General features: G+C 47.7%; 11 protein-coding genes. 3 read left to right on the forward strand and 8 right to left on the reverse strand.

The genetic code is table 11. The annotated features are described in order from the left end of the window. Positions 1-21 precede the first annotated feature (21 nt). Positions 22-399 (forward strand): DoxX family protein, encoded by a 378-nt coding sequence (locus HGH90_RS10895; RefSeq protein ID WP_168767388.1) that lies wholly within the window; start codon positions 22-24, stop codon positions 397-399. A 69-nt stretch (positions 400-468) separates the two neighbouring features. Here the strand turns inward: HGH90_RS10895 and HGH90_RS10900 are convergent, their stop codons facing one another. From HGH90_RS10900 to xth, 4 genes are all read right to left on the reverse strand, one after another. Beyond that, positions 469-1,395 (reverse strand): alpha/beta hydrolase, encoded by a 927-nt coding sequence (locus HGH90_RS10900; protein ID WP_168767387.1) that lies wholly within the window; start codon positions 1,393-1,395, stop codon positions 469-471. Positions 1,396-1,456: 61 nt separating this feature from the next. Continuing rightward, positions 1,457-2,062 (reverse strand): DNA-3-methyladenine glycosylase, encoded by a 606-nt coding sequence (locus HGH90_RS10905; protein WP_169191076.1) that lies wholly within the window; start codon positions 2,060-2,062, stop codon positions 1,457-1,459. Positions 2,063-2,283: 221 nt separating this feature from the next. Beyond that, positions 2,284-2,487 (reverse strand): dodecin family protein, encoded by a 204-nt coding sequence (locus HGH90_RS10910; RefSeq protein ID WP_145670487.1) that lies wholly within the window; start codon positions 2,485-2,487, stop codon positions 2,284-2,286. Between the two features lie 139 nt (positions 2,488-2,626). Next, positions 2,627-3,403: an exodeoxyribonuclease III gene (gene xth / locus HGH90_RS10915; protein ID WP_168767384.1), complete on the reverse strand. Its 777-nt coding sequence runs from the start codon at positions 3,401-3,403 to the stop codon at positions 2,627-2,629. A gap of 178 nt (positions 3,404-3,581) precedes the next feature. On the opposite strand from xth, the gene HGH90_RS10920 reads away from it, so the two are divergent. Next, positions 3,582-4,169: a hypothetical protein gene (locus HGH90_RS10920; RefSeq protein WP_168767383.1), complete on the forward strand. Its 588-nt coding sequence runs from the start codon at positions 3,582-3,584 to the stop codon at positions 4,167-4,169. Positions 4,170-4,181: 12 nt separating this feature from the next. On the opposite strand, the gene HGH90_RS10925 is transcribed toward HGH90_RS10920, so the two are convergent. Both HGH90_RS10925 and HGH90_RS10930 read right to left on the reverse strand, forming a co-directional pair. After that, positions 4,182-4,544, reverse strand: a complete 363-nt coding sequence (locus tag HGH90_RS10925; protein ID WP_169191077.1) for a DoxX family protein — start codon at positions 4,542-4,544, stop codon at positions 4,182-4,184. A gap of 60 nt (positions 4,545-4,604) precedes the next feature. After that, the gene (locus HGH90_RS10930) at positions 4,605-5,201 is read right to left on the reverse strand and encodes a Crp/Fnr family transcriptional regulator (protein WP_168767381.1); all 597 of its coding nucleotides are present in this window, start codon (positions 5,199-5,201) and stop codon (positions 4,605-4,607) included. A gap of 126 nt (positions 5,202-5,327) precedes the next feature. On the opposite strand from HGH90_RS10930, the gene HGH90_RS10935 reads away from it, so the two are divergent. Then, entirely contained in the window at positions 5,328-6,050 is a 723-nt protein-coding gene (locus HGH90_RS10935; protein ID WP_168767380.1) for a carboxypeptidase-like regulatory domain-containing protein, read from the forward strand. A 25-nt stretch (positions 6,051-6,075) separates the two neighbouring features. Here the strand turns inward: HGH90_RS10935 and HGH90_RS10940 are convergent, their stop codons facing one another. Then, the gene (locus HGH90_RS10940) at positions 6,076-8,361 is read right to left on the reverse strand and encodes a glycosyl hydrolase family 95 catalytic domain-containing protein (protein ID WP_169191078.1); all 2,286 of its coding nucleotides are present in this window, start codon (positions 8,359-8,361) and stop codon (positions 6,076-6,078) included. A gap of 290 nt (positions 8,362-8,651) precedes the next feature. After that, positions 8,652-13,715, reverse strand: coding sequence for a hypothetical protein (locus tag HGH90_RS10945; protein WP_169191079.1), 5,064 nt, complete (start codon positions 13,713-13,715; stop codon positions 8,652-8,654). Between the last annotated feature and the right edge of the window lie 480 nt (positions 13,716-14,195).

Consider the following 14,195-nt stretch of genomic DNA (forward strand, 5'->3'; position numbering starts at 1 on the left):
TCTTTGTTCAAAACTACCACTATGAAGAACAAGATTCTATTTGTATTGAGCCTGCTGTTTGGTCTCATGTTTATAAACGCAGGGCTGAATAAATTCCTTAACTACATGCCGCCACCCAAAGATATGCCACCTGCCATGATGAAAGCTATGGGCGCGTTTATGGAAATATCCTGGCTGATGCCGCTGGTAGGCACCATTGAAATAATAGGAGGTTTGCTTTTTATCATTCCTAAAACAAGGGCACTGGGCGCTATCATCATCCTGCCGGTAATGGTAGGCGTGGTGTTAACCAACCTTACCTACATTCCTTCGGGGTTAACAATTGCATTACCGATGCTGCTGATCAACCTTTGGGTAATCTATGACAGCAGGGAACGCTATAAGCCAATGATCCAATAAAAATATACGTGATACTAAGGGTTCCCTCTTCCGTTTTTTGCGGAAGAGGGATTTTTTATAATGCTATACTTATTTCAACCAGCGAGTTACACTTTCCAGGAATACTGATTGTTGATCGGCATAAAGGTAATGCGAGCTGTTATCCACGTACCTGAAATTTTTTGTTCCGAGTAACTGCTCCAGGTGACGAAGCATGTTAGTAGAAAATATCCCATCCAACTTACCGTATATCCCATAAATTGGTATATGTTTTTCCCGGATGAGGGAGGCCAATACGGGTTGTACATAAATGTTCACACGCGTTTCGTTTTTATAAAAGCGCTCGGGCGCATTTTTATTACGGATATCGGTTTGTTTTAAGGCACTGCTGTCATAAGCCCGGGAAATTTCCTGTGCCTCGTGATCCGGATGGGCTACCCGGAAAAAACCATTTTCGCTGGCTAATCGGAAACATTCGCTTCGGTAGCGTGCCGATTTTTTATCTAGTTGTTCTACCAGGGCCACTTCCCTCAGTTTAGCCGTATCTGATTTTTGCCGGTAAATGCGTGTTACCGTATCCAGTATATGGTTGTAGGTGGCCTGTTGCGCAAACAGGGCGCTGCACAATACAATCGCCTGCACCTTTTCAGGATATTTCTCTGCAAAAAGTGTTGTTACCAGTCCCCCAAAACTGAAACCTATCAGGTTGGCTTTTGTCAGCTTATATTGCCGGTAGATGTTGTTCAAATCGGTAAATGCTTCTTCGTAGGTCAGTGTTGCGTTGGCATCTGCTGATCTGCATTCTCCCCGGCGGTCGTATACAATGACATAAAACCCTTTGGCTGCCAGCTTTTGCGCGGTGGTGGCTTCGAAATGTACGGCACTGCCGGCAGGGCCGCCGTGAATGAAGATGAGGGGAGTACTGCCAGGCTTTCCGAATGTTTTAATATAAAGCGATTGGGCAGATGTAGAAAGGCTGTAGCAGAGTAGCGTCAGTAATAACAGCGTATAACGCATGATGAAAGAAATATTAGGCTCCAAATGTAGAGAAACATTTTCAACGAGAGGTCGCGATCTGTTACAATCCTTTCCCTTTACTCACCCATCTATTATCTTTTATGGAGAAGCGATAGGGCAGTAGCGCGTCTTCGCCGGCATACTGCACACCCACGCGGGTGCCAGCCAGGATTTGTGCATCGGGAACGTGAGGGGCATCTTCTATCCAAATGCTGCTACCGGTTAATTTTTCACCGTTGAGTGCAGCATCGATGCCCAGGGCTTTACAAAGGCTACCCGGACCGGCTGTCATCTTTACCGTATTTTTATGCGGGTAACGTTGCTGCATGGCATCGATGCCGTCCAGTGGTTCCAGCGCTCTTACCAGTACCGCCTCGGGTACCTCTTTTACATTGGTAACTACGTTGAAAAGATAGTGCAGGCCGTAGCAGAGGTATACGTATACCAGTCCCCCGGGTTGATACATCACTTCGGTGCGTTGGGTACGACGATCATTCCATGCATGAGAGGCCCGGTCACGAATGCCGGCATAGGCCTCTGTTTCCACGATAATGCCCGCAGTACGTACACCATCTATAGCAGTAACCAATACTTTACCCAGTAGTTGCCGGGCAATGCTGGTCACATCGTTCTGCCGGTAAAAAGATAGCGGTAGTTTTTTAGCCATGTCTGAAATATCCGGAAAGATAACTATTGTCTGGATAAAATAGGGAGGGGGTTAACCTGTCTTATTCCGAAATATACACGACCGGACGGGAAGCTATGGGGATTTGTATTGCCGGTGGAATAGTCACTATCCTGATCATGATCTCCCTATCAGGCGTACTATATAAAATAATATAGAAAGCTATTGAAGTAACCAGCTGCTTCAATAGCTTTCTGTTGCCGTTAGCTATCCACCCGGAATGATACCTTACAGATAAGCCCGTAGGTGCTTATCTTCCCATCTTTTACATGGGCCTTGATATCTTTTACAAATACAGAGTCGATATTGTGAATGGTTTTAGACACCTCCGCTACTGCATTTTGTAAAGCATCTTCAATGCTTTTGTCGGACGACGAAATAACTTCAATGACTTTTACGATAGACATAAGCAACATGTTTTGAGTGATGAAATAAGGCCTCACGCCGGCTAACAGGTATAGCCTGCCTGGGCTCCCTGTGTTGGAAGCGTGTAGGGAACAGTATTTAAACGGAGAATAACAGGAATTGTTCAATGGCGGAGTGGCCCTATTTGTTGGCCAGCTGTATCCATACCGGCGCATGGTCGCTGGTTTTTTCCCAGCCGCGTACCTCGCGGTCTACCCCGGCTGCCTGGAGGCGTTTGCTCACCTGCGGACTAAGCAGGAAATGGTCGATGCGCAAACCGGCATTACGGCCATAGGCATTACGGAAGTAATCCCAGAATGTATAAATGGTTTCTTCGGGATATAGCTTGCGGATGGCATCTGTCCAGCCCTGGTCTACCAGGTTTTTAAAGGCCGCCCGCGTTTCCGGCCGGAATAGGGCATCGTCAACCCAACGCTCGGGCTTATATACATCTTTTTCGGTAGGCATTACATTGAAATCGCCGGTGAGTACCACCGGTATGCCCTGGTCCAGCAGGCTTTTGGCATGGTCGGTCAACCGTTTAAACCAGCTGAGCTTATAATCGAATTTAGGGCCGGGGGCGGGGTTGCCATTGGGTAAGTATAGGCCTCCAATGAGCAGGCCGTTGATATCTACTTCTATATACCGGCTGTGCACGTCATCCGGATCGCCGGGGAGCGTACGCCTTATTTCTTTCATGGGTAGGTTGCGGGATAAGACAGCCACTCCATTCCAGCTTTTCTGACCATGCCAGATCGCCTGGTAACCGGCGTCCAGGATAGCCTGCTCAGGGAATTTTTCCTGCGGAGCTTTGAGTTCCTGTAAACACACCACATCGGGAGTGGTTTCTTGCAGCCAGCGAAGTAATACCTGGAGATGTCCGTTAACGCCATTTACGTTATAGGTGGCTATTTTCATACGATAAAGCAGGTTTGTAGCCAATAATTTACGACATAATTGGCATATAGCAACATCTGCCGGCTGCGAGCGATAAAAAAGGATATAGGCGTTGGCGTTAGGAACATTATATTTTGCTGCACTCTTATAAATTGTTTATTTTCAATGTGCCGCTGTGCAATCGCTTAATGAGTACAATATGATGTTTAGCAAAGTATTCCCCGGAACAGCCCTGCTCTTTTTGCTGTTATTTTCTACCCAGGCACGGGCACAGTCACCCAAAGCCGCCGTAACGGATATTACTTTCGACCTGGTGACCTGGACCCGGCATCTGAATAATGATATTGATAAATATTTTTCCCGGGAGAAGGCTGCCGACCTAAACCAGCATCTCGAAGATCTGAAGCGGGAACTGAAGATTTATATGAAGTTACGGAAATCGCTGTCAGACAGCTTATTCCGTAACAACATCACGCCGGGTAAAAAAGACGAGGCGCACCTGGAAGCCCTCAAATCCAGCATGAACCTCGTGATGGAACAAATGCGCAATGTTACCGATTATGTCAGCGATCCGTTGAAGATCGAGGGCGATAAGCTCAATGACCAGATTTATGATATTTTATACGGACAGCAGGTACGCTACCTATCTAACCTGGACGCTTTCTTAGCCGGCAATGATATCAGCAAAAGAGACCTGGCTATTGATGGCAGCGCCTGTTACGGGCGACTCGAAGAAAGCCTCAACCAGATTGCTGTCTTACAGGAAAAAATAGCCAGGAAGCGGTAGTGGTAAGTGCTGTCAGGTATATCGCAGGACCATTACGGCTAAAGCTGTCAGCAGGAGGAAAATATTAAAGGCTACGGCAACATATTCGCCGCGTTTATAATGTATAGGCGCCGCCATCATCATAATTACGGCGAAACCCAATGCAGCAAAGGGAGTCAGCCATGGCAAAATTCCGGTGGCCCAGGGGGCTATCATACCCACTGCACCCAATATTTCAATCATACCAATAAACCGGATCATAGGATAAGATAAGTTGGCTACACCCGTTTGCCCGACCTCCACCAGTTTTTCTCTTTTCTGAGAAGATTTCATGATGCCGGAATACATGAAAACGGCGGCCAGCAGGCACTGGGCAATCCATAATAGCGTGTTCATAACCTTGTAGTTTTATACCACAAAGGTGGATACATCCCATTTTTTTTCCTTTGACATTTATCAATTACTGTAGCCGGCGCGGATACGGCTCAGTGTTTCGGGGGTAATGCCCAGGTAGGAGGCTACCATGCCCAGCGGCACCCGCTGAATAATGCTGGGATGTTGCTCCATCAGCTTTTGGTAACGCTCGCGGGCCGTGGCAAAATGCAGGTCGTCGAACCGTTGCTGCATTTGTACCAGGCCATAGCTTACCAGCAAGCGGCCAAAACGCTCTATCTCATGGTTGGCATCGTAGAGTTGCTGCAAATCGTCGTGACCAATAGCCCACAACACTGATGGCTCCAGCAGTTCAATGCTGCGGACATCAGGCAGGCCGGTAATAAAGCTGACAATAGAGGTGGCGAAGGTTTTTTCTACGCTGATCCAGTCGGTCACATCTTTTCCGTCTTTGCTGTAAAACGTCCTGGTAAGGCCTTTCTCAATAAAATATACATGCCGGCACACCGTTCCCGCACTCACCAGTTGATAACCTTTGGGCAGCTCCTTCTTGTCAAGAATAGCTGCCATCGCCAATTTGCTATCGGCAGAAAGGGTGATGAAAGATTTCATGACATCAAAAAAATCGTTCAGTGATGGATCGTATAATGGAGCTTGCATGGCCTTGGCAGTAAATATTCATGTGAAAATAAGAAAAGTTTTTAGCGCTGCCGGGCGCCTCAATGAATTGTTAATATTTGTGATATTCTTGTATATGTTTGCCACCTGTCTTAGATTGGGGCCGAAATGGGCATTTCTACACACTTACAAAAAGTAGCATTATTAGCAGTACTGATGTTGGCAGGCATCGTATCCAATGGCCAGGTACGGGTAAGCGGCACCGTTTACGACCGTACGCAATTGGTGCGCATGGCAGGTGTGAGCGTCAGGAGTAACTCCGGCGCGGGTGCTGTCACCGATTCTTTAGGACACTACAGCATCATTGTACCGGTAACGGATTCTATCAGCTTTTCTTACCAGGGAAAACCTACGATGAAATTTGCCGTCAGGGAAATTCCATTCAATCGCCCGTTTGATATGAGCTTACATGTGAGCGTAATGACCCTGCCTACCGTAGTGGTCACTGAAAAGATGCGGGGGTATAAATTTGACTCCCTGGAGCGACGTAATGAATACCGGAAAGTATTCGATTATTCGCCAGACTACCTGACCAGCGGTGGCAATGGCGTAGGAGCCGGTGTTAACCTGGACGCCCTGCTCAGTATCCGGAAAATTAAGCGGATGGAAGCTTTCCGGCGTTTCCTGGAGAGGGATGAACGCGAAAAATATATTGACTACCGCTTTAATGCCGTGTTGGTTAAGAAAATTACCGGATTACAATCGCCCGCGCTGGAAGCATTTATGAAAGAATACCGGCCCAGCTATGAGCTGCTGCTAAGCTTTGAAACAGAATACCAGTACTATAAATACATTCGTGACTGCGGAAGATTTTACACGGGTAGTCGGTAGAGCGGAAAGCTTTAAGCTTTCCGCTTTACTCATATCCATTTTTCAGTACCAACACACTACCTGGTTGACTGTTCAACAGAAGAAAACCATCCCCGGTATTTTTTATCACAAATCCTTTGTTGCTGGCCGCATAAAATGTTTTGAACGGTAGTTTCAAGCGGGTATTACCACCTTTTTCAGATACTATTTTCACTTCTGCCACCTGTGCCCCCTCTTTCTTCGCGCTTACCAGGAAAGCGCCTTCGGTACGCAAATTTTCGAAAGCCACGTTGTCCCAGTAGGCCGGAATAGCGGGCATAATATTGATAAAGCCGGCATAACTCTGCAATAGCATTTCCTGTAGTCCGGCTGCAAAGGCGAAGTTTCCTTCCAGGGTGAACGGGCGGTAGGTGAACTGGGACAAACCGGATTTGGTTTGGTCTCCATTCAGGTGGAAGCTGTTGATAGAGCAGAAGGCTTTTGCAAAGATTTGTAAATCTTTGGCTGCGCCTGCGCCGTCTTTAGCCCTGGCTTTCAGGTTGGCCATCCAGGAATAGGAGTAGCCGCACCAATATGCCGGTCCCATACTATCGGTGAGATGTATAGAATTGCGGATAATGGTTTGGGCGGCTTCACCGTCTTCCCATTTGATAAGCCCCAGGGGATGAATAGCCATCATATGCGAAAAGTGGCGGTGCGATTGGTTATACGCCATACTGGGGGCAAACATCAGCTCGTGTTGAGGGCTGAGTGCAAAATCACTGTATTCCGCCAGTATCTTTTTCCAATGAGCAGCTTCACTGCTCAATCCAAGCACTGTGGCAAGTTCTGCGGCTTTGCTGAAGGTAAACTTCATCAGCGCCAGGTCGTAGTTGGTGTTTTGTGGAAACCAGGCCTCCAGGCTATTGTCGTTGATCTCTGGACTGGAGCTGATTTTCAGCTTACGATGCCCATTTTCATCTTTTACCGTAATGTTTTCCAGGAAGGTGGCCGTGCTTTTAAACCAGGGATAAGCTTTTTCTTTCAGGAAATTTTTATCCATACTGTAGCGCCATTGGAGATAGTAGTGTTGGGCCAGCCAGGAAGATACGGTGGGCGACAACGAATATTGGATCCATCCACCCATTTCGGTACCGTCGAGGGTAGTTACGCCCGGTACGGCGAGTCCTGGTACGCCAAAATACATTTTCGTATAGCGCAGGTAGTTAGCTTTATTGTTTTCCAGGTGACGGAGATATCCTGTGGCTTCTTCCAGGTGATTGCTGCTATAAGCAGGCCAGTAACTGAGCTGCGTATTCAGGTCGTGGTGATAATCGCCTTTCCAGGGTGCAATGCGGCCATTGTCGGCTGTCCACACTGCCTGCAGGGAAATAGGCGGAGCATCCTTCCGGGCAGCTGCGCCAAATTTATATTGTTCCAGGTACCATTGTTTTTCCAGCAGGGTATCGGGCACATGAATAGCTGACTTGCTCCAAAATTGGCGCCACCAGCTGCTATGCGCAGTCAGCGCTTTATTGAAAGTTTGTGCTGTGCTACGGGCAGTTACCTTTTCTGCCAACTCCTGCACGGGCTGTTTCGGATATTGTGAGGAAATACTCCATACGCCTTCAATGGTATGAGCGGCTGTTTGTTTCCACCGTACATTGATATCATAGGTAAACCCATTCCAGCCTTCCTGGTGATAGGTAATACTATTGCCGGTTTGATGGATGTCGCCTTGTTTATAGCCCAACCGCGACAGGTCGTCGCCGCCTACCGGATCGCCACTGTTCTTTACCGCGCCCTGGTATTGTGGTGCTACCAGTTGAGGTATTAGCTGTGCAGGAATGTTTTCAAAACGGAACCACCCCACGGGTTTTACCGCATCTACGAAGGTTTGCAGCGAGGCGCCATTACGCCATTTTACCTCGCAAAGGGCATTTTGCAGGCTCAGATGTACCGATTGTACCGGTCCCCAGTTCCTGGTATCAAATTCCAATGCCCCGCCGGGAATTTTGGAGGGTGCTGCTTCGGCATCATAAGGCGCGTCAAGATATTGTTGTACCGGTTGATAGTCCTTTTTATGTACCTGGTCTATTACCCATTGGTAGCTAAATTCCTTGCGGTGTAATCCTTTCATGGGGCGAAGATCCCATAGGTCGGCCCGGTCGAGCGAAAACCGGAGGTGATCGCCGTTCTGCCAGATCAGGGCGCCCAACAGGCCGTTGCCCAATGGTACGGCTTCATCCCAACGGGAAGCCAGTTGGCTGAATTGCAGGTCATGCGTGGAAGATTGGCCTACGCTGGTCATTGCTGCGACAGACAATGCCAGGGCCGCGATAAGTTTGTTCATCTGTTCTGTTTAATTAGCAACCATAAGTCAGTGCCTAATTTACCCGAAAAAATGAAACTTTTTTTGAAAAATAGTCACGCAAAGGCGCAAAGGAGCTAAGCAGCTAAAATATAAGCGAATTTTCTGAAAGTAAATGGCAGCAATATAGTTGATAAATAAGGTTAACCGTATTTTATGGAGATTGTTGCCACAAATTAAGGTCTCATAGTGAATATGACAAATGTAATTACAAAAGAAAACCCGGCTAACAAGCCGGGCCTTCTTTGTTTTATCGATCACGCTAAAGTATACTATTGGGCAGGTACAATTTTTCCGGTGGCGTTAAAATGCCCTACACTTAATCTATAGATAAATAGTATCCTGGAAGTCTCAGGCACATGGTATTCTATGAGCTGCAAACTACCCTTGGTTACTTCTCCGCTGTAGATAACCGCTACCCGGCTTCCCTGCAGATTATACAATTCCAGTTGCGCTTTACCGGTTTCCGGTGCTACATAACGGAAGAATATAGTTTCTGTATATGGATTCGGGAATACGGTCACTGACAGATTCGCAGGTGCTACTTCCTTGGTGTAGTTCGCCTGGCCGGAATTGTCGTATGATACGCTTGAAATATTACTGATGGTGCTAACGGTCTTCGCCCACCTTACCAGTACGGCGCAGTTATTAAATCCATTATTGATCGCATCTACGGCCGCATTTACATCAGAAGCGCTTACACCGCTGACGGTCTGTCCTCCGAGGTATTTATTGGCCAGCATAAACAAGCCTTGTACGGTGGCCTGTCCGGTAGATGACAAGTAAGCCACAACATTAACCGGCAGCTTATACGCGTCTATCCGGGATACCGGTGTGCTGCTGCCGCAGGTGGTCAGCTTGGCGGTAAATAGGGAGTCGCCGCCGATGGTCAGTGCTGACAAAGTTGGGGTGATGCCCATATTAAAGAACAAGGTCATTGTTTGAGACAAGAGTACATCGTTAATCTTACCGAACGTTGTTGATGCGGTGGATATTGGCACATTAGGCCAGGTGGCTGATTTGCTGTAGGTAGCATATCCTTTCAGCGCAGCTGGAGTACCTCCGCCAGGCAACATATTAAAGATGGTGCCATTGGTAATGTCGTTCAGGAATAAGGTAAAGAACTTACCTGTTGATTTCAATCCAAAGATAGCGGAGTCGCCTGGTTGAGCGTCTACTACCTGCGACATCATTTGCTGAGCTTTGAGACTACCGCCGCCAGGAGTACATCCTACGCCACCCTTGTTGCCATAGAAGCCCTGGGTATAAGTACAGTAACTTACGCAGCAGCTTACAGTAATAGCCTGTTCTACATAGATGGAGTTGCCGCATTCGTCGGTGGCTGTCCAGCGCCTGATGTATTTAAACGGACAAACGGTTCCTTCTTTCCTGTCGCTGGTGGTTACAGTGACTTTACCATTACAGTTATCTGTAAATGTTGGCGCATCATACACGAGCGGAGCGCTGCAGCTGATCAGCTTATCGCTTCCCTGTGCGGTTGCTACTACCGGGGCAATACTGTCTTTTACGATAATAGTTTGTTTGATGGTATCTGACTTGTTGCCGCAGCCATCTACAGCCCACCATTTACGTACTATTGTGAATTTGTTTACACAGGTGCTGTCTGTGGTTACAGCAGAGAAGTATACGGTGGCTCCACTGCAACTGCCGTTGGCGGTGATGGTTGGCGGCGCTGGTACGTCTTTAGCACAGGCTACGACCAGGTCGGATGCTGTACCGGAAAGTACAGGCACAACATTGTTTTTAATGTGGATGGTTTGTTTAACAGAGTCGCTGTTACCGCAAACATCTGCAAATATCCAGGTACGAACGATCGTAGAATCGCAGGAGGTACCACTACCAACCTGACTGTATACTGGTGTAACGGAGGCATCGCAGTTATCGGTGGCTGTTGGTGTAGGCACCGGCGGGATGTCTTTTATACACTGTATGTTTACATCAGTAAAGTTGGCGGTGATCACTGGTTTCACGTTGTCGTTCACAGTGATGGTTTGTGTAATTGTATCCGAACTGTTGCCACAGGCATCTATTGCCCACCACTTACGTACCAGTTTGAATTTATTCACACAGGTACTGTCAGTGGTCATCTGGTTCATTTGTACGGCCACGTTGGCGGTACAGTTATCGGAAGCCGTAATCACAGGTGGCGCCGGGATGTCTTTGGCGCATGTAATAGCAGCATCCGGTGCTGTACCGGAAAGTACAGGGGCGATGCTATCCTTGATGTGAATGGTCTGTTTCACGGAATCACTGTTACCGCAGGCATCTGCAAATATCCAGGTACGAACAATTGTAGAGTCGCATGCGCTACCACTGCCCATTTCACTATATGCCGGAACAACGCTGGCATCACAGTTGTCGGTAGCGGTTGGCGTTGGCGCTGCAGGGATGTCTTTCACACACTGTACTTTCACATCTTTCGGGAAGTCGGCGGTGATCACCGGCTTCACGTTGTCATTTACAGTGATGGTTTGTGTAAGGGTGTCAGAGGTATTACCACAGGCATCAACAGCCCACCACTTACGTACCAGTTTGAATTTATTCACACAGGTACTGTCTGTGGTCATCTGGCTCATCTGCACAGTCACATTATCGGTGCAATTGTCGGAAGCGGTAATGACCGGTGCGGCCGGGATATCTTTCGCACAGCTGATAGACGCATCTGGTGCTGTACCGGAAAGTACAGGTGCAATGCTATCCTTGATGTGAATGGTCTGTTTCACGGAATCACTGTTACCGCAGGCATCTGCAAATATCCAGGTACGAACAATTGTAGAGTCGCATGCAGTACCACTGCCCATTTCACTATATGCCGGAACAACGCTGGCATCACAGTTGTCGGTAGCGGTTGGCGTTGGCGCTGCAGGGATGTCTTTCACACACTGTACTTTCACATCTTTCGGGAAGTCGGCGGTGATCACCGGCTTCACGTTGTCATTTACAGTGATGGTTTGTGTAAGGGTATCAGAGGTATTACCACAGGCATCAACAGCCCACCACTTACGTACCAGTTTGAATTTATTCACACAGGTACTGTCTGTGGTCATCTGGCTCATCTGCACAGTCACATTATCGGTGCAATTGTCGGAAGCGGTAATGACCGGTGCGGCCGGGATATCTTTCGCACAGCTGATAGACGCATCTGGTGCTGTACCGGAAAGTACAGGTGCAATGCTGTCTTTGATGTGGATGGTTTGTTTAACAGAGTCGCTGTTACCGCAGGCATCTGCAAATATCCAGGTACGGACAAGTGTAGAGTCGCAGGCAGTACCACTGCCCATTTCATCGTATACCGGTGTAACGAGGGCGTCGCAGTTATCGGTAGCGGTTGGAGCAGGTGGTGCAGGTATGTCGCCTACGCACTGTACTTTCACATCTTTCGGGAAGTCAGCAGTGATCACCGGTTTCACGTTGTCGTTCACGGTGATGGTTTGCTTGAGCGTATCAGAAGTATTGCCACAGGCATCTACTGCCCACCACTTGCGTACCAGCTTGAATTTGTTCACGCAGGTACTGTCAATGGTCTGTTGGCTCATCTGCACTTGTACATTACCTATACAGTTATCAGTAGCGGTAATGACTGGTGCTGCAGGAACGTCTTTTGCACAGGTGATAGTGGCATCTGGCGCTGTTCCGGACAGTACAGGTGCAATGGTGTCTTTAACATTTACTACCAATGAACAGGTATCTTTTACCTTGCCATCGGGGGTAGTGGTAATCAGTTGCAACGTGTAGGAACCGCAGGTGTTGCCCGCCATTACGGTTACCGTGTCATTACTCATGGCGCCTGTTATGCTGCCATCGCCGGTAATGCTCCAGCTATAAGAACCCACCTGGGAAGGCAATGGTCCCATATACACGTTGGAAGAACCAGGACACACAGGGGTAGGCCCATTAATGATGCAGGGTGGCGCCGGGTGTTGGGTAACCGTTATCACTACGGTATCCTTTCCTACGCAACCGGCACTGTCTGTAGCGGTAACCACAAACTGGAATGTTCCGGTACCTGTTGGTATAAATTGTGGATTAAAGATATTAGGATTGGAAAGTCCTGTTACAGGGCTCCAACTGAATGTATATGGGGCAACGCCTCCGCTGGCGGATGCGCTCAGGTAGGCGGTATCGAGATTGGTGATGCTCTGATCGGCGCCGGCATTGACCGTTACTTTTGAGAGCGTGATCACCTGGCCGGGATAAACGTCAGACCCCAGGTAGCTGGTATCAGCAAGCCCGTTGCGGGTAACGATCAGCTGAAGACTGAAAGACCCTGCAGTGAAGGTAGTACCAATGGGCACCACCTGTATATTGGCAAGGGTATTATTTACAATTTTGGCATTGGCGGTATTGCTGCCAATGATACTCCACAGGTAGGTGAGCCCTGTAGGATCATCTACCGTGGAGGTGTAATTCAACGAGGTGGTTTCTATACAACCTGCGGAAGGCCCACTGATAGAGCCTTCAGGAGGAATATACACCGCATTGGTTTTCAGGGACCTGTCCTGGTTACCAATGCTGACTACATTACCATCGATGATCCAGTTTTTTAACCGCATATGATAAGGCGATCCGTTAATGCTGGAAGCGGAATTGGTTTGACCGCTGGCATCTTTTCCCCAGTCAAGCACACTGGCGATATGCCCACCCCACGCCAATACTGCGGTTTCCTTTAACGCGGTGAAAGTGATGTTAATTACCGTTTCAGAATTAGACCCCGTAAGACTGCCTTCGGAGGCATATACCACGCTGTTGAGGGTGGCATTGTAACCTGTCATCACCCGTTCCGATGCTGGTAATGCATTGAAGCTGGTGGTGGGCTGCCCTGTAACAGGCGATCCCGCGCTGGATGGCGCCGGGATGGGCAGCGTACTGGTAGATGTAAAATAGCTTTTCGGAAAACCGGTAATGTTTAACAACGGATCTACCGTTTCCGCTGTATGCAGGAAAATGCCATGAGGTTCGAGTCGCTGGAACTGCGTAATGTAGTCCAGCGCATGTTTCCCGCTGGCCGTGATATCTAACCCGATAACGAGGGTGTACGTTTTATTGGCCACCAGGTTAGTCAATACTGCCCGGTAAGGCACCGAATATCCTTCCAGGAAGTGCGCCTGGTTGTTGTTCAGGTTACCATTCACCCAGTCGACCGGGGAGGTGGGGGCTGTGGAACTACCATTGCCTCCCTGGTCCAAATTAGCTGATTGGGCGTTGCCCTTTAACACAGCTGCAGTAAGGAAAAACAATAATAGTAGAACAGGCAGGAGTTTGGAATGAAAAGACGATACATTTTGGGAATAGCGGGGTAAATCCATTGCGTTCATAAACACAGATTTTGCCGTGAACAAAAAAGGTTATTTCGCGGGTAGATATCTACTCGTGCTTACCAGGGAAAAGGCCACGATGTATGTTGTTGTACTGCTTGTCAAACACAGTATAACCGCACGTGTCATCGCCTGATCACATGATTATTGTGGAATCCATAAATGAGGTTAAAATAAGAAGGCTCAGGGGATATAGTCAAAATATGCGAAAGACAAAATTGGTGGTTAGCTTACTCTCTGAACAGTGCATTCATCTAAATCCTTTTGGCTGATAATTTTCACAATCTTATGCAAAGGTTAAGCTTTTTTTTAAAACACAAAAAAAATTAACATATTAATATTTTGCAAAGATGTTTAATATACTATTTTTAAGTATTCGAAAACTATTTTAATATGGAAGATCAATTGTTGCCTTCACTGAGCAGAAATTTTCCTTTTTTAATCTAGCCTATACCACCACTGTCTAAATATCTAATTACA

It is taken from the genome of Chitinophaga sp. Ak27 (assembly GCF_012726295.1).
Classification (GTDB): Bacteria; Bacteroidota; Bacteroidia; order Chitinophagales; family Chitinophagaceae; genus Chitinophaga.